Origin of the sequence: Paenibacillus sp. NAIST15-1, from assembly GCF_001894745.1 — a bacterium.
GTDB classification, from domain to species: domain Bacteria; phylum Bacillota; class Bacilli; order Paenibacillales; family Paenibacillaceae; genus Paenibacillus_B; species Paenibacillus_B suaedae.
On sequence record NZ_BBYF01000018.1, the window covers coordinates 53,198 to 76,582 of the forward strand.

The window sequence follows — 23,385 nt, forward strand, 5'->3', positions numbered from 1 at the left end:
TTCATTATCGCAAATAAATAAGCAAAAAAAGAACCGCTTAGCTATGCCGCTAAACGGTTCTTATTCCTACATCTGAATCGATTCAATCATTTCATGAACGGCCTTCTGCCATTCCACTTGCTCATTAGCTGGAGCGCTAAATTGAATTTCAAGTAGAGCTCCATTTAGTTCCGCCCAGCCGACGAGACGATAGGTGGCTCCCTCCTGGGAAGGCATGATAACTTCATTGATCGCAATGTGTTTCCCATTAACAAGCAACGTTTCATCTTTCAACCACTCTAGCTTTTCTCCTTCACTGTCTTGTTCCAAAATCGCCTTCATCTTTAATCGTGACCCATCGATTCCAGCATCGGTCATGAGCTGTTCTGGATCATGCTGTATCTCAAGCTTAACTTTCTGGCTGCTATCCATGTAAACAAGCTTCGAGTTCGATGTCTCACTCGTTTGCGCCTCTAATCCCTGCGGAAGCTTCAATGACATCAAATTCGAGAATACGTGAATTCTTTCTTCCTCAGGAGCCTTCGTTTCCGCAATCTTATTCTCTTGTTCTGCTCGCCCTTGCTCCTGCCCCTCCTGCTGCGGAGTCAAAGAGACGTTCTTGGTCTCACCAGCATTCTTCTGCTTGCTGCCTGTGAAGTTGCAAGCAGAAATGATGACTGCTGCAGACAGCACCAATAGAACCATCCACTTTTTCAACCTGCTTCCATCCCTATCTCTTTGCATTTGTGCTCCCCCCATCCACGTCTATTCATTTAAAAAGGTCGTTACACGGTTTGCGATCAAATCCGCAACCGCTTGGGCCGATTTTTGACCGTTATAGTAAGCCTTCGCTTCCTCCTCGATGATCGATTGAACTTTCGAATTATCCATTATTGCGGTGTTCGCATCGGCCAGCATCTGCTTGACCATGACGATATCTGCCTTCTGAATCGGGATCGAAGATCCCGTTGGCGATTCGACAGTGCCTTTGTCTTCAAGATCCTTGAACATCTGCTCGTTAACCTTTTTATTGACTGAGAACCCTCGCAGTCCAGGCATGGTCTGTATTTCCTCAGACAATAAGAACTTCATGAAATCCCATGCTTCCGCCTGAACCTTCGAATTCCGATTCATCCCTAATTTGTTAGATGTCACGAAGGTGCCTCCGGCCTGCTGCCCAGCCGCGAGCGGCTTGCGATAAATCTTCCCTTGCTCATAGAACATCGCTGGCCCACTGAAATAATCTTCCGGCGAAGTAATCAAATTAGGTGCAAAAAAATAATCTCCTGCGCTCACCGCCGCATCCGTCGCTACCTTCTCCGCATACATCGTCTTCACTTGCTCCATCAATCCGACAAATGCACTGGCATCGAAGCTGGCGGGGCGCTGCTCCTCATTGACAATGCGAGCATAATTATCAGCGAACAGAATGTTCAACATCCTCTCAGGCGGCGTATTCCCCAGCGAATACGTGTGCCCGCCGGACGCTGCCAAACGTTTGCCTACTTCCGTAAACTCTCCCCATGTCCATGTGCTGTCATCGAATGTTACGCCGGATTGCTGAATTGCCTTCGCATCGCCCATAAGACTGTCCATGGAAAACCGCAGAGGCAGCGCATAGAGACCTCCTCTCATCTTGGCTCCGTCCAGAATGTTCATCTCGTACGAATTAGAATCAAAGACAGGATCCTGCTTCATAAGTTCACTCAAGTTCACCAGCGCTTGCTTGTCTACGTATTTCCCAATCGGCAACCCGCTCACATTCAAGTCAATCAAATCAGCCCCTTTACCGGACAATAGCTCTGTAGTAGTGGTATTCACATACTTCTCCGCACTTCCTTCTTGATTAGAGCCTCCCCCTTGGCTGTATTCCTTGATTTGAATATCCACATTGGGATGCTTCGCTTCATACATCTTCTCAGCCTGAGCATACACAGGATCAGCTCCGGATACGGATACGACAACGACTTTCTTCCCGTCCTGTCCCTGCTGCCCTTCTTGCTTCGCCTCATCAGCCTGTTTGCCGGCACATGCTGCCAATGTCATCGCTATTGTTATTGCTACGAACAGACTGCGTACACTCCTTTTTTTCACCCTGAATCGCTCCTCTCCATTCTTCATAGGATCGTTGCGCGCTCAGACGCATTAGATCCTTACACGTTGACCATCTGTTAATGGCTCACTGCTCTCGACAATAATCTGGGTTTTCGGGTATACCCCTTGCACCAGCGTTTCTTGGCCATTCGTCCCCCCTAATTGAACGGTAAGCTTGCTAGCAATAAAAATATTGCCCAGCGGGCCGGATTGCTCTTTGATAACAAGCACATAGATGTCCTTCCCTGCCTGACGAATCGCTTGGTTCGATACGAGCATGCCTCCATCGCTCTTCTTCGTTTGTGTTAATTCCACACTTACGAGCTCATTCGCCTGAACATTCGGATGTTGAACCTTCACAATGACCCGTTGACTCGCATTTGCCTGAGATGCATTCCCTTCCGCTTCCCCTTGGAGGGAAGCCCCTCCATTAACGCCTGGCATCGGCCGAATGTCGGTAATGCTTCCTTCAACCGGAACATTTGCCTCCTCATGCTCGATTTGCACGCGCATCTTTTCCCCGGTACGCAATTCCCGGCCGAAGGCATCCGGGATGACAATTTCGAATTGATATCCTTGCTGCCTATTCGCCAAGCTGATATCTGCCCCTCCGCTTCCTGAAGGCAGCTTCGGCGTCGCACGTACTTGCGCCACAACACCGTCAAAAGGCGCGATAAGGCGTCTGCGTTCTATCTCCTCCGACTTCAACATGCTCAATTTTCGCTCTTGAACACCAATCGCTAATCGCGCACGTTCCAATTCCCGCTTCGTGCGGCGCGCCTGCAACTCGTCGTTATTTTGTACGGCTTCAATATAAGCCTCCTGCAAGTCAGCTAACGATAGCCGCTGCCCTGCAAGGCCCGCCTGTACATCCAGAATTTCCTGAGCAGCAGCAGGATTTTCATAGGTAATTAACGTCTGCCCCTTCGCTACGCGATCCCCCTCTTTTACATGAACATCCTTAATAAACCATTCCGCCTTGTTCGATAAATCGATATGCTGCCGTGGCATCAGCCGGGCCGTACCACGCCACGTGGTTACCAGCTCACCAACCCTTCCTTCCTCGGTTCGCACCTTTGGCAAATGTAACGTCAGCAATGTATTGCTCGCCAGGGTAAGGAAAAGGAGCAAGCTAAAGAAAAGGCCGGAGAGCCACACGATTTTCCGTTTTTTTCTTGCATCCAGCGCTTCTGTGAACCCTATAGCCATCCTATCCCTCCTTTCATGAGCTACCCTTTGATCCCCGACATTTGAATCCCTTCGATAAAATAAGATTCCGCATACAAAAACAGGAGAACCATGGGCGTCATATAGATCATCGACGCGGCAAAGCCGATGCCTTGTGCTTCCTTATGAATTCTGGATAAATAGAGCGATAATGGCTGCTTGAATGCTTCCTCCAGGAAAATCAGGGGCTGCTCGACCATATTCCAATAATCGACGAACAGCAATACGATTAGCGCCGCAATCCCCGGCTTCATTAGAGGCAGCATAATTTGATAGAAAATGCGATAATGACCCGCGCCATCCATCTGAGCCGCTTCAACCAGCGAATAAGGAATCGAGAGCATAAATTGTCTCAGCATGAACACACCGAATGCCGCGAATATCCCTGGCAATATAATCGCGCTAGCTGTATTCATTAGTCCCAACTTGTCAGCAATAATATAATTCGGAACCAAGGTCACTTGGAAAGGCATCAGCATCGTCAGCAAGTACACCTGAAACCATCCCTCTCTCCCTCTGAACCGGAGTTTGGCAAAAGCGTACGCTGCCAGCGCACTGACAACGGTCTGTCCCGCAATAATTCCCACGACCATCGCGACGGAATTCCATAGCATGAACAAATACGTCGGCGTATCTAGCAAAACGCTCCCATACTGCTCGAAGGACAGCCAATCCGGGATAAGCTTCAGATTCACGAATACAGCAGGCTCTCCTTGCGTAACGACTGGCATTTGACCCACTAGACCGTAATTGCCGCGAATTTCATGCTCCGTCATCAGTGAATTTGTGAAAGTTATCACAATTGGAAATAGCATGATAAGCCCGATGCACGCCATCACCAGCGTGAACGACAGGTTCCGAATGAACCCCCTGTTCTTCATTCTTCCTCCTGTATCATTCCATAAATTGGGTGTATCGTTTCTCTATCCGAAGCAGAATCGTCACGATGATAAAGATAACGATCACCATAAGCGTCGCAGCCGCAGACAGCTTCTGTACATCCAGTCCGAGAAACATGTTGTTCATGTAGTGCTGAAGTGTATAGATGCTGTCATGTGGATAATCTCCTGCGATCAGGTACGTTTCACGGAATATCTTGAATGTATTCATAATCGACATCAGAACGACGAAGACCATCGTTGGGGTTAAATAGACAAGTGTAATCCCATAACATTGGAACCACTTGCCCGCCCCCTCCAATTCAGCCGTCTCATAGTAATCTCGCGGGATGCTCTGCAGCCCTGCAAGGAATAAGATGATGTTGTAGCCGATATGCTTCCACAGGTAGAACACGGAAATAACGCCTCTCGCCCAGTCCGATTTCATCCAATCTATTTGTTCAAGCCCGGCAGTGTGCATCCAGGCGTTAAGTGATCCATTCCAATCAAACAGCACTTGCCACACCATTACGACGGAGGCAACGGGCACGACCAGCGGCAGGACATAAGCCATTCGAAGAAATTGACGCAAATAGAGATTCCGGTTCAGCACGAGCGCAATTCCAAGTGACAGCACTAGCATCAGCGGGACATTCACTGCCGTGAACCAGAACGAATTCAAGGCAGCTTTGCGAAAGGAATCGCTGCTGAGCAGCTCCTGATAATTCGAGAGCCCAACAAATGAACCGCCAACCGTTCGATCCAATACCGAGTAGACCAGCCCCATCCCAAACGGGATGAGATAGAATAAAGCAAAACCAATGGCGCTCGGCAGCAAGAATGTTGCTGCTACCAGCCCTTCTCTACAGCTTAGACGATTCCGCTTCATGACTTCTCAGAAGGGAAGAATGTAACAATTGTACTTCCATCTTGGAGGTTCACTTGGAACATTTCCTTGCCATCCTCTACACGCTTGTAGATGATGACGGGTTTACCTATTACTTGTGCTTCACCCGAATGGGCTCCTGCCATTTCAGGCTCATACCCATCAATAGGCACATCCAATTGCTTCAAGAATGCATTGGCTATCGCAATCGCTTCTGATTCCTGCAATTTCGCAACATGCGGAGCGTATGGCTCTAAACCAGTCGTTTGCACAAAATGAATCTGCCCTGTATCCACATCAGCATTGACTACAATCTCTTGATGCGGCTCCGCAAATGTCTTTCCTTTTTCCATTAAAATGATATTAAAGATATGGATCTTTTCTCCGGCTCTGATTCCCTTGGTGATTTGCGCGTTTGCGATGTCGAAGTTCTTCGTCTCAGGGAACCCACTGTAAATGCGCGCAAGCACTTCTTGCGCGGTCTTATTGCCGCTAATCTCATCCGCATATAAGTTCGTAATGACATAATCTGAATCCCCATCCTTCGTGACGAAGTTGCGCGCATCTTCTGTCCCGGATAGATTGAGCAAGGTGCGAATTTGTGCCGCTACGGTAGGACCGGTATAAATGATAATTGGCGCGAGGAGTACAACCGCAAGAACGCATGCTACCATACGAATGTTCAGATTTGATTTTGATGTTTCTTTATTTTTTTCATTGCGATATCGCTCATAAGAAGCTTCTTGAATGCGCTTCTTCATGTCAGATGGATTTTCCATTGCTTCCGCACAACCCTGAAGCTTATCGCGCAGTTGTTGTTCAATGGACATAAAGTTCTTTCTCCTTTTCAGGTTTACAGTATGGGCTAAGTTTACGAAGTTTTCCCAGTGCTGCGTGATGTCTGGACTTGACCGTTCCTACGGGGATGTCCAGCAATTCAGCGATTTCATCGAATGTATAATCATGATAATATCGCAGAATAATTACTGCGCGAAGCTTATAGGATAACTGATGAACGATGGTGAGCAGCTCCTGATGGGTCTCGGCCTCAAGGATCTGACGATCAGAGAAAATTGGCTCCTCCACCTCCAAAAGCTGCTTCTTCTCGAAGATTCGGAGTCTCCTCCATCTTTTGGTTCGCCACTTCTGCATTTGCTTCAGCACGATTCCATGCATCCAGAATCGGAAGGGACGGTTCGTATCGTAATTGTCGATGGATCGCCAGAGCTGAAAATATATCTCGTTCATAACATCTTCGATTTCATTTTTTTCCGTCATCAAAAAGACAACGGAGCGGTAGACTTCGGGGAATGACCATTCATAGATCACCTGAAAAGCAGACGAATCCCCTTCCTTCATCCGTTCAATCCAGTGCTCGATATTGATATCTTTCATGAAAAAAGGGCCCTCCTTGGTAAGCTTACAACCTATATTGCCTCGATCATCTGAAAAGGTTCGATACTTTTCTATTTTTTTGGATGTAGGTCAGGGTTTTTACTAAAGTATCGGCTGCTGAGGGGAGTTGGGACGAATCGGACGAATTGAAAATGTCCTTTGTATTCGATTATATCGCTAATGAAGCCCTGCGTCGTCGTCGGATTCACACAGTTCAAAAGCAGCAGCGCATTAAGAAAGCAACATATTGAAGGTTCTCATCTCGTGCTTCGTGCATACACGGACGGAGCATGGCAAGAACAGAAACCAAAAGGCGTGCAAGAGAAAAAATTCTTCTCATACACGCCTTTTTCATCTTTGTTCATTTCTCTATCAGATGCTGGATTAATCAAGTGCTGGATTATAGAGTACGAAACTTAAGCTTGGTGCAATCGATAAGGAACGAATACGTTCTTGTCTCCTTGGCTCCTTTTACGGATAATGCAAGCGACAAATTGACAATATCTCGATCCTGCAAGCCTTGATTGCGGATCCAGCCATGCAGTTCCTTCTTCGGACGAATCGTCTTGTTCACAAAGTCCGGATTATCCGATGCAATCTCGACCGCTTCTGCCGTTCTCCCTTTCACGCCGATGTTCGCTTTAGTTGCTACTTTTTGCAAATCAAGTGTAACCTTGTCTTTATCCGAATTGTTTGTAATCGTTACTTCGAAGTCTGTAGCCTTTTCCGTAACCCGAATCGAATGAACCGTAACCTCTATATCGTTCACCGTATAGGTTACTGGCAGCTCGTCCAGCTTCTTGTCGCTGCTGCCAGAATTCGCTCCCGGCTTCTTACGATTATGAGTCTTGCCCTTAGACATGCCGCCATGATCGATAACGTCTGTACCGGCATTCTTTGGAATATCTTTATCCATCGGCGACATCGTTCGATTACCCATTGCCCCCGACAGTTCTCGCACTGGAAGTTGATTATCTATCGATACAGACAGCTTCTTTCCTTCCTCGTCAAGTCCGTACTCCTCAGCATTGGCTATTATCGCTGAAGTACCGAATGCGATTCCCGTAAACAAGAAAGCGCCGCATAAGAAGCCTATTTTCCATGTCTTCATGCTGTATCGTTCCCCTCGTCTCTTTCTTCTTCTCCCGATGCCGATTCGCATATCACTCTTTTATTCGACCATTCACATCGTGCTTCCATCCGTTTATCCTTATTGCCCGCTCCATCTCTCAACATGTATCACTAAGGTTTCATCCTGCTCTGCCTTATAGCTGCGTTCGACGCGAGCCCCCGCTCCATCTACCTCCACGATTCCGTCTGCTCGACTCACTTGGAACAGCCAATCTGTATGCAGCGGGATGCGCAGGCGTGTCGCATATGCATCCGTGTTCGGATCGTACGTCAATGGGAACCAAGCGTACAGCTTGAGATCCTGCGGCGTACTAGGCGGCACATGGACAATGATCTCCAAGTCAACATGCGTACTGAGCTCCTCCACGATTCGCAGTGGCATCGAGGCTTCACAACAACCTTCAAATTGCACCGTTACTTCCGTAACGCCCGGGCGAAGCGGAATAACCGTACCATCATCCCGAACCTGCGCGATTTGCTCATCCTCCACACGGTACGCCGCACGAAGTGCTGACATCTTGAAGCCGGAATCGAACTCGATAATCGGATTCAGCCGGCACAGAGGCCCTGTGATCCCAACAACTTGATCGCCATGCAGCGTAAGAGAGCAAGCCTTGCCGCGCTTGCCGAAGAAGTGAAGAAGCGGCGCAGACACTCTCGCTGCCCAATCCTTCTCCACGTGCGCCGCTCCGGGCTCATAGAGGTAGATAAGCTCGTCATCTGCTTTGTAGCCAATGCTAAGCAATTTCTCTGCCGCTTCCCGCACATGCTTTTCCATGACCAGAAGCCCTTCGCGGCTGCCGACATCGATCCATATCTTTTTGATGGACTGCTTCGTGGTGAAGGTATGATACAACGGCACTTCTTCCAAGGTTTCAGGATACACGCAATACAAGTAAGGCGAGATAATCCCCAGCATGCTGAATACGTCAGGACGCCGCAGCCCAATGTGATACGTCACCTGTCCGCCTCTTGAAGAGCCCATTAAGGCCGTATGCTCCGGTTCTGGTCGCGTACGGAATAAGGCATCCACATAAGGCTTGACCTCTTCAATCAGGAAGCGCTCATACTGATGGCCTCGCGGTTGGACTGAAAACTTGTCGTCCTGATAACGAACGCCCTCCAAGTCATGCGTGAACTCATCTGCCCGCTCCATCCCCATATTCGGAATGCCGACAATGATGATCTCTTCCATGCGCTGTTCGGCAATCAGCTTATCGGCGGCAGAGTGCACGTTCCATGAATAGCCGTTGAAGGCCGGATGAAAAATATTTTGACCGTCATGCATGTATAAGACTGGATACCGCTTGTTCGAATCTTGTTGGTAGCTCGGAGGAAGATAAATGAACAGTTCTCTATCGTTGTTCAGATGTTCCGAGTGAAATGTTTCAACGCGCAGTATGCTTGATCCGTACTTCGTGTTCATCGCTCCTCCACCCTTTCCGACGCTAGATCAATCCAATTCTCGACTTCGTAATACAGCTCCAAACCATCGATAACCGTGAATTTGCGATATGGCACTTCTTGACCGTAACGATCCGTTTCATGTTTGCCCAAGCCACGGGAAATCCGGAACTCGAACGCCATATCCCGCGGCACCTCGAACGTGCCTCCATATTGCCCTTCATCGATCATTGGCAGCTCGATCCCTGCATACAGCCTTTCGGTAGGCGGCGTATTTTCGGGCACCTTTACGACCAACGTAACTGCAGCCGTCTCCGAAAGATACGGAATAACTGTAATTTCTGCATGTGCTGTGAGCTGATCATGATGATAGATGACGCGCGTCTTGCCCGACCGCTTCGGAATGAGCGTTCCATCCACGGTTACTTCTAGGATGCGGGGATCGGCCACTTCATACCGAGCGTTCAAATCCGTCATGACAAAGCCGCTGTCGTAATGAACGACCGCATTGAACCTTAGCGTCGGCCCCAGAATTCCGACTACATGGGAACCGTGCAGTTCAGCATGTACAGGCGTACCGATATCTCCGAAGAAATAAAGGAGTGGCGCATGAACCCTTGCGGCCCAATCCTTCTGCGCGTGTCCGGAACCGACGGCATAGTAATACATCAGATCATTCCCCGGCTCATATCCGATCCGAACGAGCGTGTCTACGACCTGCCGCACATGCTTCTCCATAACGGTAAAGCCTTCCGCATCACCGACATCCACCCAGATCTTGAGATCCTTCTTTTCCGTATAGATATGACTTAGCCAGCGATCCTCCATCGTATCCGGATTTACGCTAACGACGAACGGACATAATGCCCCGATCATGCCGAACGTATCCGATTGGCGAAATCCGATATTGTAGGACACCAAGCCGCCAGCGGATGACCCCATTAAGGCAGTATGCTCCTTGCCTGGAAGTGTACGGTATTCTCGATCGATATAAGGCTTCACTTCCTCTACGAGAAACTGCTCATACCGCTCACCTTGGTTCGCTGTGTTGAATAGGTTGTGCCCATCCGGATTCGCATGCATGTACTCCGCAATCCGTGCATCTTCGATATGGGAAATGGCCACCACGATGATTTCCTTCATCCTGCCTTCGGCTACAAGACGATCAACCGTAAGATGGACATCCCATGAGTCTCCCTTGTGATCCGCGAAAAAGGCATGCTGCCCATCGTGCATATAGAGCACGGGATACCGCTTCTGTTCGTTCTCTCGATAGCTCGGAGGCAAGTAAATAAATACTTTCCTTCTATTAGATAAGATGCTCGAATAAAATTCGTCAATCTGAATAAGACGTGATGAATCCACTACACATTTCTCCTCATATATTGATCTACGAGGAGACTGGTAATTTCAAAAACTTCTCCTCGTGCACATACTCCACATCATCAATAAAGCTGTTCATAACGCCTACAAATGAATCGTATCTACTCAAGTCGAAAGTGACCCTCTCCGTATCTTGACCGAGAATTTCGGGACAGTGGCACGTGCACCATGGAATCAAGTTGGGATGGACTTTGGCGGCTTCATTGGCAATAAATTCGTTCAGTACGATACCCGGCTGGCCATCGAACTTGGTCAAGAAGGACTCCATCCCCTGGCTGTGTTCATATACATGAATCCGTTCTTCCGGCAAACCCGATGCCTGCTTGATAACATCCGCCCATTGGTTATTGTTGTAGCGATCCATGATAAGAAACTGCGGAGCTTCATTCAGCAAATCGCGCGATCGTTGAAAGCCCGCTTCCACATCAGGCATAATTTTATGAAAAAGCGAGTCTGCAATATAACTGTCCACGACAAACACGGGAATCCCGAAGCCAAAGTAGGGCGTAATCGTCGCAAATCGCTCCTGATCCACATTGATTAAAAATACGCCGTCCAAATTCCGTTCCATAATAACCTTGTATGACGGTTCCGTATTGTCGATTTGCATATAAATAACATGATAGCCAAGCGCACTGCATTGCTGTTCGATCTTGCTTATCGTTTTGGCATACTTCAAATCTGAGCCAAAGCTTTGTTGATCGTCCTTGAATACCAGAACTCCAATCAAGCCCGACTTCTTTACTTTTAAAGAGCGGGCTGTTCGGTTCGGCACGTATTTGAGCTGCTGCGCGATTTTTAACACCTTGACGCGCGTCTCATTCGAAATGGATTGATTCTTAACGTCATTCAATATATAGGACACAGTAGCAATGGACACACCCGCTGCTTGGGCGATATCTTTTATCGTTGTCTTCTTCATCTTATTCGACCTCGCTTGGCTTAGACTTAAACGTTTAAGCCAATTAAAACATACCGCCCATAGGGTGTCAATTTAGCCCTAGTCTCCCGCAGAACATATCTAGTCGCAGCTTTATTTAGCTTCATTTATCTTGATTCAGTCATCAATACCATCCAGCCATACGCAGGCAAGTTAATTGTAACGTTGTTATTTTCCAACGCAAATGATCCGTCTCCGAGCATCGAAGGTGATAACGACAACGAATCGGCCTGCTCCAACGAAAAGGAGAACGCTCCTGCTTGCTCGCTATTATTGAAGCAAATATACATTTGCTCATCAGCATACTGTCTTCGGATGACCAAGTGATCTCCGGATGCATAAACGAATCGGAATGAGCCTTGCCGCAGTGCTGGATGGGTGGTACGCAAAGCGATCAGTTCCCGATAAAAACGCACTAGTCCGCCATTCTGCTTCTCCTCTTCCCATACCATGGGCTTCCGGCAATCCGGATCCGGCCCGCCTGTCATGCCCACCTCGTCCCCGTAATAAATGCATGGGGCACCGAGGAATGTGAACTGGAACAGCGCTGCAAGCTTCATTTTGCGTTCATCTTGAGCCATGGTTAACAAACGCGGGGTATCATGGCTGCCCAATATCGTGAAGGTAGCTTCACCCACTTGCTTCGGATAGTCAGCCAACAGCCTGTTCACTTGATAAGAGAACTGTTCCGCATCGATTGTCCCTTTTGCAAAGAAATCAAGAATAGCCTCCGTAGCCGGATAATTCATGACCGCGTCAAACTGATCGCCGCGCAGCCAAGGCATCGCATCATGCCATATCTCACCCAAAATATAAAAGTCCGGCTTCAATCCTTTGCATGTTCTGCGGAACTCGCGCCAGAAATCATGGTCGATCTCATTCGCAACATCCAATCTCCAGCCATCGATATCGCATTCCCGAATCCAATATTGTGCGACTTCAAGCAAGTAAGCTTTGACCTCAGGATTGACCGTATTCAGCTTCGGCATGTGAGATTCGAAGGCGAAGCAGCGGTAAGATGCTCTCGGCTCCCGCACGAGCGGAAATTGCTCGATATGGAACCAGTCCCGATAGCGTGATGCTTCCCCATGCTTCATAACATCCTGGAACGGGGCGAACCAATAGCCGCAATGATTGAAAACCGCATCCAAGATAACGCGAATCCCCCGGTCGTGGCAGGCCTTCACCAGTTTCTTCAACAGGGCCACGTCGCCAAACTGCGGATCCACCTTCAAGTAATCCGTCGTGTCATATTTATGATTCGTCTTTGCCTCGAACAACGGGGTAAAGTAAATGGCATTAACGCCAAGCTCGCTGATGTAATCCAGACAATCCAACACCCCATGGAGATCACCGCCGTAGAAATCATCCTGCCCCGGATCGTCGGCTGTCCAAGGCCGCACCTGTTCAGGATCATTGTCAGGGTTCCCGTTGGCAAACCGATCAGGGAAAATCTGATAGAACACCGCATCCTTCACCCACGCCGGCGGCTGCAGCACCTCGCTTGACCATAAGAACGGATAGTCGAAAAACGTCAGTGGATCTGCTGGCTTTTCGGCAACGAATCCCTTTTCCGTATACCATATCGTCTGCTCGCCCGCAGCTAATTCAAAGGCATAACGAAGCCGCTTGTGCGGAGGAGCTACCTCCACATGCCAATAATCGAACAGTTCGTCACTGCCCATGATGAACATGGCAGCTTCCCTTACGGTCTTGTCCCAATCGTATTTATCACCATACAGAGCTGTGACTGACCGAAGATCACCTTTCTTCGCGCGCAGCCGGATATGGATCGTGTCGTTATCGTAAGAATAGCAATATGAATTTCCAGGTCTGTGGTAAATCGCTTCCAGTAACATAACAAACTCCTTTTTGTCGCTTTTGATCACGAAGATTATTCAGGATGTAAACTCAACGTCGAATCTTGCATTCACTCTCGAATTCCGCTGCTCATGTAGTCTCGCCTACATTCCGCTGCTCTTTCTTCGAGTTCTTGCAACCTTCTCGGTGCTGAAAACCGACTTTTAGACACTAATTTATGGTCGCTTTTGATCACGAAGATTGCTCAGGATGTACCCTGTCGTCAGCCTTTGTCTGCACCTGCCGTCATCCCATGAATGAGATACTTCTGGAAATACATATACAGAAACGTAATCGGCAGCGCTACAAGAACGGCGCCAGCAGCGAAGGTCGTAAAGCTTGAATTCGTCTCGTTCGCCACCATGTTGTACAAGCCTTGGGCTAGCGTCATCTTCTCAGATGATCTGAGCACGATTTGCGGCAGGATAAAATCCATGAATGGCGTAATGAAGCTGTTCAATGCAACAAACGTAATTGCAGGCAAAGACAATGGCAATATGATTTTGAACATCGTCTCAAGGTGGCCCGCGCCATCAATATAGGCCGCTTCCTCCAAGCTTTTCGGAATCGTGTCGAAATGGCCCTTCATGACCCAAGTTCCCATCGAAATAGAACCGCCCGCATAGATGAGAATGAGACCCAAATGCGTATCAAGCAGCTTCGTCTGCATCAGCAGCACGAAGATTGCCATGATGGACAGAAAGCCCGGAAACATTTGAAGAATGAGCAATGTCATTAACCCTTGCTTTCTCCCTTTGAATCGAAAACGGGAAAATGCATAGGCCGTCGCTGCCACCAATGTCGTTGACAATGCCGCATTCGCAAGAGCGATCGTGACTGTGTTCGAAAACCATAGCACGAAATCCGTATTTCGAATCAGTTCCGTATAATGAGCGAGCGTGGGCTGATCAGGAAACATTCGGCTTACCATTAAGGAATTGCCCGGGTTAAGCGAAGTTCCGATCACCCAAATCAGCGGATATACCGTTGTCAGGAGCAGCACGGCAAACACCGCGTAAATGCCCGCCACGACCAAGTTGTTCAAAAATTTAGACATTTAGACCATATCCTCTTCTTGAGTTATCTTCATCCGCCGATAGTTCCATAAGGAGAATACGGTGATAAAGACGAACATAATGATCGAGACAGCAGAGGCCATATTGAACTGGCTTTGATTCAACGTCATCTTGAATATCCAAGAGATTAAAATATCCGTGCTGCCCGCGTAATAATAATCAGGCTGGGTCGGATTGCCGTCCGTTAGCATGTAGATCAAATTGAAGTTATTGAAGTTAAAAGCAAATTGCATGATTAAAATCGGTGCCGTCGCCGCTAACACGAGCGGAAGCGTCAGCTTGACGAATCTCTGCGTTCCAGTAGCTCCATCCACAGCGGCAGCTTCGTACAAGTCCTTCGGCATTGTCGTTAATACCCCTGACATCAATGCCATCAGGAACGGAGTGGAGAACCACAAGTTCACGAGCAGAATCGTAAACTTGGCCATTGTCGGATCAGACAACCAAGGTACTGGCGCGAAGCCGAGCTTGGTGATCATATCGTTCACAGGCCCGAATGAACCGTTCAGCAGAACCCTGAATACCAGAATCGATATAAATTGCGGAACCGCCCACGGCAAAATGAACATCGTACGCCAAAACTTTTTGAATTTCACTTTGGGATGGTTCACCATCAATGCTAGCAGAAGCCCACTAAAAAAGACGGACACCGTAGAGGCCGCAGCCCAGATGATGTTCCACACCGAAATGCCGAAGAAGGTGTTGCGCCACGCTTCTTGTGCAAATAAATCATAAAACGAGCTTAGCCCCGTCCAATCTACTAGGTTGCGGTCGGGAATATGGTTCGGAGCCGAATAGTTCGTGAAGGCAATCAGCACATTGAAGATGAGCGGCACTACCGTTACGAACAGCACGAAGCAGATAGAAGGCAGCAGCAGCAGATATGGGAAATGCCGAAGCTTCGTCTGCTTGATGGATTCGATGAACCCCGGAGCAGGGTGTCCCTCATCCCGCAATGCTCCGTTTCTCTTTGCGTCATAAATATTCAGGACATAGCACCCGGCGAACAAGAGAATGAGCACCATCGTAATAAGTCCTTCAATCATCATGAAAATAGAATGATCGCCTTTGAACACTTGTCCGGCAACCACCTTCGTAGGCGCGTCGCCTAACGTTATCAGCCCTCTTATTCCTCGATAAGCAATCGGATAGTAGATCCAAAAGAATAACTGTGCCGCGATCATCCACAGCAAGCCCTTCATATACTGCTTGTTGTACAGCTGGCCTAATCCGATACACACAGCGGAGAATACAGCCGCTTTCGTCCGATGCCGACGGGCACCTGTTGTCAGTTCCATTCGGAAGACCGCCTTCGTCGATTTTTTTAGATGTAGTTCACAAAGTCTGATTTTGATCACGATGTGATTCAGGATGTAGCTCGCCATCGAATCTTGCACTCACTCTCGAAGTCCGCTGCTCATGTAGTTTTGGCTACACTCTGCTGCTCCTTACAAGCTTTGCGGGGCAAAGCTCTCTACGGAAGCATAAGCTTCGAGTACCCGCAACCTTCTCGGTGCTGAAAACCAGCCTTTCTGAACGCGAGAATAATAGATGTAGTTCAAAAAGTCCGATTTTGATCACGATGTGATTCAGGATGTAGCTATTTTTTTGTCTGAATCGCAGTTTTGATCTGGTCGACTGCCTTCTTTAAAACTTCGCCTGGTTGTTGATTGTCATTCCATATCCCAGCAAGAGCAGCCCCTGCCGGTACCCAAACGTTGCCCATTTCCGGGATGGACGGCATTGGAGCAGAATGCTTCGTTTGTTCCAGAAACGCAAGTGCATTCGCATTCCCCTTAATGACCGGCTCCTCCATCATGTCTTGTCTCGGCGGCAGTTGTGTTGTCATTTCATAGCGCTTGACGAGATTTTTGCGAGAGGTCGCGTAGCTCGCGAACAGCTTCGCAGCAACCGGATATTCGGTATAGGAACTGACATATAGTGCCCGGATACCAGACATGCTCAGTGGATGTTCCCCGTTAGGCAGCAGTGGAAGCGGTGCCACTCCGAAATCGATGCCCGCGTTCTTCACGTCCGTCATGAGCCAAGGTCCGCCTATGATAGCAGCTGTTTTCCCTTCCATAAAAAATCCGGTAATGATATTGTCGTTCATATCGTTGCTGTTGACAGGCAGTATTTTTTTCAAAGATTGAAAGAACTCGGCTCCTGCAATCGATTCCGCATTGCTCAACCCGATATCGCCAGCATCCTTCCCTCCGCTTCCAAATATGTATCCTCCATAGCCTGCTAGAAACGAGTAAGATTGATATAACTGACCTACATTCCACATAAAGGCGTACTGTTTGTTTTTTGGATCGTTATACGTTTCAGCGAACCGAATGAGCTCTTGGTAAGTGGCAGGAGCTTTACTCAGCAGTTTTTTATTGTAGTACAGCGCATACGTATCGATCGCAGTTGGAAAACCGTAGAACACCCCATCATAGGTGACACCTTCTAGGGCGGAATCCATAATTTGATGTTTCATTTGTTCGTCGTATACATCATTTTGCAGCACGAGCCCTGCCATGACGGCATTCCCCAAATGATCATGCGGCGCGGAAAACACATCGGCCCCGATTCCGGCTGGTCCATCTGTCGTCAGCTTCGTGACAGCGTCGATTGACGGAACCGCCACTACTTTTACACCAATCCCATATTCCTGTTCGAAATCTTCTGCGACCGCTTTCAAAAAATCCAGTTCAGGCCCCTTCGATTCCCATACGAGCAAATGGGCTCCCTTCTCCGGCTGCGATCCGGTTTCCCCTTCTCCCTGATGTGCATTCTTCCCTTCAGCTTCCGGAGATGTTGAGGTCGCATGCTGTACGCCGCAAGCCGAGAGCAGCATCATGATGCACAATGAGACCATCAACATTGAAATGAAGAAGCGTTTAGACACTTTCTTCCCCTCCCATCCCATCTATTAGTTGTTGTTAACTTAAACGTTTAAGTAATTTCAGTAACATGATAACTTCTAATGCCCGATGCCGTCAAATAAAAATTGTGGAACCAGGGACAACATGAAGAAAATAAGCTGCTGTTCGTAGTAAGTTCCAAAAACAAAAACCCCCATATCCGCTAGGGACACGAGGGCTATGACGATATGAATGTGGGTATTAGCAATCAAAATACAAGCTATATTCTTGCGGATGGATGCGGATCGCTACGGATTTGGCTTCCTTGCGTTTGATATGCAAATAATTTTCGATAAATGCTTTGGTAAATACGCCGCCTTCAAGCAAGAATTCATAGTCAGCTTCAAGCGCATCAAGTGACTCTTCCATCGTCGCTGGAACGCTGCGAATCTCACGCTTCTCCGCATCCGACAGTTCATAAATATTGCGGTCATATGGACCATAACCAAGCTCTGTAGGATCCAGCTTGCGCTTGATTCCGTCGAGACCTGCCATCAACATTGCAGCGAAGGCCAGGTATGGATTCGCCGTAGAATCCGGTGTACGGAACTCAATCCGGCATCCCTTCGGTGTAACAGCCGCTACCGGAATACGTACAGCCGCAGAACGATTGCCTTTCGAGAACACAAGATTTACAGGCGCTTCATATCCCGGCACAAGTCGCTTAAAGGAGTTCGTGCTCGGATTCGTCAATGCGATAAGCGCTGGCGCGTGGTGCAAAATTCCGCCGATATAATGCAGTGCCATCTCGCTCAAGTTCGCATAGCCGCCCTTTTCATAGAACAACGGTGTATCGCCGTTAAAGATCGATTGATGCACGTGCATCCCGCTTCCGTTATCCCCGAACAGCGGCTTCGGCATGAAGGTCGCTACTTTCCCGAAGCGGCGTGCCGTGTTGTGCACAATATATTTATACTTCATCAGGTTATCTGCAGTACGCGTCAGTGAATCAAAGCGGAAGTTGATCTCGCCTTGCCCTGCCGTTGCAACCTCATGGTGGTGACGTTCAATGCGAAGTCCTGCTTCTTGCAGCAGGCTGCACATCTCACTGCGCAAGTCTTGTTGTGTATCGATCGGCGCTACGGGTACATATCCGCCTTTTGTATGAATCTTGAAGCCCAGGTTCCCTCCCTCTTCCTTACGGTTCGTGTTCCAAGAAGCCTCTTCGGAATCGACGAAGAAGGAAGAACTGTTCATTGTATTCTCATAACGAACATCATCGAAGATGAAAAATTCAGATTCTGGCGCAAAGTAAGCATCCGTGCCTACTCCTGTGGTTGCCAAATACTCTTCCGCCTTCTGTGCAATGCTGCGAGGATCACGCTCATAACGCTCGCCGTCAGGCGTGAAGATGTTGCACATAATAATGAGCGTCGGACGTGCCGTAAATGGATCGACATAACTGCTCTCCGTATCTGGCATCATGACCATATCGGATTCTTCAATTCCACGGAAACCAGTAATCGAGGAACCGTCAAACGCAACGCCGTTCTCGAACGTGCTCTCATCCACTTCGGATGCAGGCAAGCTGATATGATGCGCACGACCTAACAGATCAATAAAACGAAAATCCACATACTCAATTTGTTTCTCTTTCATTAACTCCAACACGGTATTGACTGACATCTCGATTCCTCCCCAATCCGAACATTTCATATTCTTTTCATCCGAATGTTCACTTTGTATTATTTGTTGAAATTATTATATGTAGCAGGATGCTCTTTCGTCAATACTCATGTAAGGTATTTTTTTATTGTATGTAAGGTTATCTAACACTAAAATCGATTTCATTCCCTACACACCTTAAATATTCATGATCATTCCGGTATATTTTAGACTAACTTCATCAATACCTGATCGTTTGAACTCATTTTTATCAGCGCACTACGTTTTGGTACATAACCTATCATTCATTTTATTTGCACAATCACACATATAGATAAGTTTTATCATTAAAAATTTCAGCTGCGTCAATTACTTACTCGTCTAAGAAATCATCTTTTATATCCGTATTCTTTCATGCCTACACCAGCATCAACTTTTACACCTGGAGGTTCATCGATCAATCTTCATTCCTGAACGCATTCGAGATTTCCAAAGGAAACCGGGCTACAAAAGTGATTCTGAGGTTAACGCTTAATTGAGGATAAATAAAAACAGGATGGGCAAATAAATCGCTCCATCCTGTTACGTCTATGATTCTTTATAATTCTTCGCGGTAATGACAGTTTCAAATTCAAAGGTTTCTGGCAGATGGTCGGCGTAAGAGTACTCAAAGGTGCGTCCGTCAGTCAGGTAGGCTACCTGTTCGACCCGCATCAGGAAATCCTGATCCTGCACGTCCATAAACTGCTTTTCCCTTTCATCTGGGCGAATTCCTTTGACCCGGACAATCGATGTCCCCACTTCAAGACCAAGCTTGTTTTGTATGTGCGAGTATATTGATTGCTCTAGAACCGATGCTTCAACACCTGGTATGACCGAAATCGGCATCCATGTATGCTCCATAATCGTTGGAATACCGTGAATGATGCGGAGACGGATGATTTTATAGACAAAATCGCCGGCTGCAATCCCCAATTTTCCGGCAATGGTTTCATCTGCGCCGACAATCACAAACTCGATGATCTTGCTTTCAACCTCACTGCCGTATACAGCTTTCGTACCGGTTAAGGTCTGAATCATTCGCGCCTTCTCCTGCTGATGCCAATCCTGTACCACCGTTCCACTGCCCCGTCGGCGGATGATGTAGCCGTCACGAACTAACAGATCCAACGCCTTTTTGATGGTGAGAACCGACACACCGAATTCTTCAGCAAGGATCGGGCTGCTTGGGATTTTCTCATTGACTTTATACTCACCGTCTAGAATCTGCTGTTTGATTTTTTGGTAAATGGCGAGGTATTTTATTTGCGTAGACCCGCTTGCCATTTCCTCGCCTCCTATGTGCTGGATGTTCTGCTTAGACACCTTCTATTCATTCAAATGCAATGCCTCAAGCTTATAAACGGAAGGGGATGGTGCTGCAAATCCGTTCTCCAAGATTTCCATGCTTGTTATCGCCTCTTCGTCTTTTACAAGCTTTGCTGCGCCATGTACGATGGTTTCATACGCTGCATCATAGAAACGACCGTAATCGCCAAGCGGAGTTTTGATTTGTTTTTCAATCCAATCACCGTTCGCGTTCCGGTATTTTGCAATGCCATAGTACATCGGTGAATCTTCACCAAAGCCTGCACTCTCAGGCATAATGCCTGCTTTCAGATCATTTTCCTGCTGATCTTCACCGTACTTGATGAATGAGCCATTTGTTCCGTGAACGATAAAGCGTGGATAATCTTTTGCTACGACATGGTTGGTTTTCAGTTTAACTTTCAATTGGTGTCCGTAATGAAGATCCACATCGAAATAGTTATCAACCGCACCCTCCACTTCATTATTGCGAATATCGTAGGTCACCACATCTGGACGTCCGAATAGCGAAACCATGCGATCCATCATGTGAATACCCAATCCATAGAATGAACCTTCTTCTTTCGCACCTTCGCGGCTGATTGAACCAGGACGGAAATAATCAATATGCGATTCAACTTCCATAATGTCGCCAAGGAAGCCTTGTTCAACGACCTGCTTGACAGCTAAGAAATCACCATCGAAGCGACGGTTTTGGTAAGGCATCACGACTACACCCTTTTCGCGGCCTAAAGCTAATAATTCTTTCGCGTGTTCAACGGTATCGCAGAATGGTTTTTCAACGATAACTGATTTCCCTGCAAGTATAACTCGTTTCGCCAATTCGTAGTGCGTGTGTGCTGGCGTACAGATCGTCACCAATTGAATTTCTTTGTCGTTCAATAGTTCATCCAAATCAGTGGTGAAGGCAACACCCTTTTCGCGATATGGAGCCGCTAATTGTTCGTTAACGTGCCGGACATAAATTGTTTTTACTTTTATATGCTTACGCGTATTCACGTAAGGCAAATGATACCGGTTGGCTGACTTCCCAAACCCGATAAAGCCCATGGTTAATGTCATGTTCTTCAACTTCCTTTTTCTAAAATTATTTCTTTGTTTATTATATATGTTTAAATTAAAAAGTATATAGTTTTTGTTTTGAAAGTATATAGAAAAAGAGGTAAACCTAATTGTTTAGGCTTACCTCTTATTTTGCGCCATTTTTATTTTTCCCACGTATCAAAAAAGGCTGGATCCATCTTCTTCGTCTCGAATGTTTTGCCGCACAGTGGAGCAAGCTGCTCCAGCTCGCGCAGCAGGCCAGCGAATTGATCCGGGAAGAGGGACTGCACCCCATCGCCTGTCATCGAATTGTCTGGATCAGTATGCATTTCAATAATAAGACCGTCCGCACCAGCAGCCACAGATGCCTTTGACATCGTCTCTACCAGCTCGCGGCGTCCTGTCGCATGGCTTGGATCGGCAATGACCGGCAAGTGGCTAAGCTGCTTCATAACCGGAATTGCAGTCAAATCAAATGTATTCCGTGTATACGTCTCGAATGTGCGAATACCGCGTTCACACAGCATGACATTCGGATTGCCGCCTGCCAATATATATTCCGCAGCATTAAGCCACTCGTCATAAGTTGCGCTGAAGCCGCGCTTGAGCAATACCGGTTTGCCGCATTTTCCAAGTTTGCGCAGCAGATCGAAGTTCTGCATATTCCGTGTGCCAACCTGCAAAATATCCGCATGCTCCGCACAAATATCTACATACTCTGGCGTCATCACTTCTGTAATGGTAAGAAGGCCGTACTTCTCGCCTGCTTCCTTCATCATCTCAAGTCCTTCTACGCCTATGCCTTGGAAGCTGTAAGGCCCCGTACGCGGCTTGAACGCTCCTCCGCGCAGAATTTGTCCGCCTGCTGCCTTCACCAGCCGTGCAATCTCATTGATTTGAGCAGGTGATTCAACCGCACACGGCCCTCCCATAACTACCAAATTGCCGCCGCCGATTTTCACGCCGCGTATTTCAATTACCGTATCTTCCGGATGGAAGTCACGACTTGCCAGTTTGTATGATTTCGTAATTTTAACCACGTTCTCTACGCCCTTCATTTGTCTAAGATGTTCTGCCAGCTTCGGCTCCGCATGTCCAATGATCCCAATTACCGTATGAGCCGTGCCACGGGATATATGAACTTGATTGCCTTGCCCTTCAATGATGCTGGCTATATTCGCGATCTGTTCTTCAGATGTCTCATTATTTACAATAACAATCATGATTGTACACCCTTTCTATGCGCAGTGCCAGTTAACCCCTTAAAGCAGAAATGCGTTCATCAATGACACTTCTTATTGTAGTTTTACTTTGACATTCACTTTAATACTTTAATGCGTATAAGCTTTTATGCTTTTAACTATTAAAGAAACTATACAGAACAACCACCGGATCGTCAACCCTTTTGATGCAACTATTTTTCGAGTAAGTTGTCACAATCGGAGTTTTGACAATTCGTCATATATAAAAAGAGAACCGTGCTGAATAGGCACGATTCCTTCGCATCCTCATTTTCATTGAGGCAGCTATTAAAACTTTCGTACAACCATATATGGCTCTTCTCATTGCGAAATCACTTGCATGAACTGCTGAACAGTTATATGAATATAACGAGTTCTCTCCACGGGTTCGGTTTGAAATCTATCATATAATAAGAAGTACATGACCAATGTCATCTGGACATTACGTATTGCAGAGAAGAGGTATTCATCATCCCTACTCACATGCTGTTTCAATAATTGATACAAAGGCTGTATTCCCTCTTCTATCGTCATAACAAGCCGATTCCGTACTTCTTGATTTCGTTGCGCTTCTCCGAAAAACATAACAATTAGCTCTTTTTTTTCATGCAGCATATCCATCAAATTTGCAAAATACATATTTAGCATCACATCTAATGGTTGATTTTGCAAGGGATCCATAGTTGCTGTATTCTTCAATTCATGATTAAGGGTGTGCTTCTCTAAAATTGCCCAGAGCAATTCTTCCTTGGAATTGAAATAATGATAGATTAATCCGTCCGTGACCTCTGCTTCACGAGCGATATCTTTGGTCGTGCTTGAGTCATATCCCTTTTCAGAAAAAACTCTTAACGCAGAATCGATTAATTTGTTCTTGGTTTCAAGTGCTTTTTGTTGACGAAGAGTGATTTTTGTCATTTGCGGCTCCATTTAACGAATATTTCATGTTCAAAAAGTCTGGC

Annotated in this window: 20 protein-coding genes; all 20 read right to left on the bottom strand. The window is 47.1% G+C overall.

What is annotated here, in order from left to right; all coding sequences use genetic code 11:
- Window positions 1–66 precede the first annotated feature (66 nt).
- Entirely contained in the window at window positions 67–723 is a 657-nt protein-coding gene (locus tag PBN151_RS25335) for a hypothetical protein (protein WP_072731342.1), read from the bottom strand.
- A 21-nt stretch (window positions 724–744) separates the two neighbouring features.
- On the bottom strand, window positions 745–2,073 hold the full coding sequence (locus tag PBN151_RS25340; protein WP_083545327.1) for an ABC transporter substrate-binding protein: 1,329 nt from the start codon (window positions 2,071–2,073) through the stop codon (window positions 745–747).
- A gap of 51 nt (window positions 2,074–2,124) precedes the next feature.
- On the bottom strand, window positions 2,125–3,282 hold the full coding sequence (locus tag PBN151_RS25345; protein WP_072731344.1) for an efflux RND transporter periplasmic adaptor subunit: 1,158 nt from the start codon (window positions 3,280–3,282) through the stop codon (window positions 2,125–2,127).
- A 20-nt stretch (window positions 3,283–3,302) separates the two neighbouring features.
- Window positions 3,303–4,181: a carbohydrate ABC transporter permease gene (locus PBN151_RS25350; protein WP_072731345.1), complete on the bottom strand. Its 879-nt coding sequence runs from the start codon at window positions 4,179–4,181 to the stop codon at window positions 3,303–3,305.
- A 13-nt stretch (window positions 4,182–4,194) separates the two neighbouring features.
- On the bottom strand, window positions 4,195–5,067 hold the full coding sequence (locus tag PBN151_RS25355; RefSeq protein ID WP_072731346.1) for a carbohydrate ABC transporter permease: 873 nt from the start codon (window positions 5,065–5,067) through the stop codon (window positions 4,195–4,197).
- Entirely contained in the window at window positions 5,064–5,894 is an 831-nt protein-coding gene (locus PBN151_RS25360; protein WP_072731347.1) for a hypothetical protein, read from the bottom strand. The genes PBN151_RS25355 and PBN151_RS25360 overlap by 4 nt, the downstream gene beginning before the upstream one ends.
- The gene (locus PBN151_RS25365) at window positions 5,884–6,459 is read right to left on the bottom strand and encodes a sigma-70 family RNA polymerase sigma factor (RefSeq protein WP_072731348.1); all 576 of its coding nucleotides are present in this window, start codon (window positions 6,457–6,459) and stop codon (window positions 5,884–5,886) included. The genes PBN151_RS25360 and PBN151_RS25365 overlap by 11 nt, the downstream gene beginning before the upstream one ends.
- Before the next feature lie 400 nt (window positions 6,460–6,859).
- Window positions 6,860–7,570: a hypothetical protein gene (locus tag PBN151_RS25375; RefSeq protein WP_072731351.1), complete on the bottom strand. Its 711-nt coding sequence runs from the start codon at window positions 7,568–7,570 to the stop codon at window positions 6,860–6,862.
- 99 nt (window positions 7,571–7,669) lie between these two features.
- Window positions 7,670–9,016 (bottom strand): alpha/beta hydrolase, encoded by a 1,347-nt coding sequence (locus tag PBN151_RS25380; RefSeq protein WP_072731353.1) that lies wholly within the window; start codon window positions 9,014–9,016, stop codon window positions 7,670–7,672.
- Entirely contained in the window at window positions 9,013–10,359 is a 1,347-nt protein-coding gene (locus PBN151_RS25385) for an alpha/beta hydrolase (RefSeq protein ID WP_072731354.1), read from the bottom strand. The genes PBN151_RS25380 and PBN151_RS25385 overlap by 4 nt, the downstream gene beginning before the upstream one ends.
- 25 nt (window positions 10,360–10,384) lie before the next feature.
- Complete coding sequence (locus tag PBN151_RS25390; protein ID WP_072731356.1) at window positions 10,385–11,299, bottom strand: LacI family DNA-binding transcriptional regulator; 915 nt, start codon at window positions 11,297–11,299, stop codon at window positions 10,385–10,387.
- 125 nt (window positions 11,300–11,424) lie between these two features.
- Window positions 11,425–13,176, bottom strand: a complete 1,752-nt coding sequence (locus PBN151_RS25395; protein ID WP_072731357.1) for a glycoside hydrolase family 13 protein — start codon at window positions 13,174–13,176, stop codon at window positions 11,425–11,427.
- Window positions 13,177–13,400: 224 nt separating this feature from the next.
- Window positions 13,401–14,234, bottom strand: a complete 834-nt coding sequence (locus PBN151_RS30870; RefSeq protein ID WP_021253980.1) for a sugar ABC transporter permease — start codon at window positions 14,232–14,234, stop codon at window positions 13,401–13,403.
- Window positions 14,235–15,551 (bottom strand): sugar ABC transporter permease, encoded by a 1,317-nt coding sequence (locus PBN151_RS30875; protein WP_139295424.1) that lies wholly within the window; start codon window positions 15,549–15,551, stop codon window positions 14,235–14,237.
- A 302-nt stretch (window positions 15,552–15,853) separates the two neighbouring features.
- Window positions 15,854–17,149 (bottom strand): sugar ABC transporter substrate-binding protein, encoded by a 1,296-nt coding sequence (locus PBN151_RS25405; RefSeq protein WP_072731359.1) that lies wholly within the window; start codon window positions 17,147–17,149, stop codon window positions 15,854–15,856.
- Window positions 17,150–17,366: 217 nt separating this feature from the next.
- Window positions 17,367–18,791 (bottom strand): type I glutamate--ammonia ligase, encoded by a 1,425-nt coding sequence (gene glnA / locus PBN151_RS25410; RefSeq protein ID WP_028531881.1) that lies wholly within the window; start codon window positions 18,789–18,791, stop codon window positions 17,367–17,369.
- Between the two features lie 567 nt (window positions 18,792–19,358).
- Window positions 19,359–20,096, bottom strand: coding sequence for a GntR family transcriptional regulator (locus tag PBN151_RS25415; RefSeq protein WP_072731360.1), 738 nt, complete (start codon window positions 20,094–20,096; stop codon window positions 19,359–19,361).
- Between the two features lie 42 nt (window positions 20,097–20,138).
- Window positions 20,139–21,200, bottom strand: coding sequence for an oxidoreductase (locus tag PBN151_RS25420; RefSeq protein WP_072731362.1), 1,062 nt, complete (start codon window positions 21,198–21,200; stop codon window positions 20,139–20,141).
- Window positions 21,201–21,343: 143 nt separating this feature from the next.
- Window positions 21,344–22,405, bottom strand: coding sequence for a 3-deoxy-7-phosphoheptulonate synthase (gene aroF / locus PBN151_RS25425; RefSeq protein ID WP_072731363.1), 1,062 nt, complete (start codon window positions 22,403–22,405; stop codon window positions 21,344–21,346).
- Between the two features lie 339 nt (window positions 22,406–22,744).
- Window positions 22,745–23,341, bottom strand: coding sequence for a TetR/AcrR family transcriptional regulator (locus tag PBN151_RS25430; protein WP_072731365.1), 597 nt, complete (start codon window positions 23,339–23,341; stop codon window positions 22,745–22,747).
- Between the last annotated feature and the right edge of the window lie 44 nt (window positions 23,342–23,385).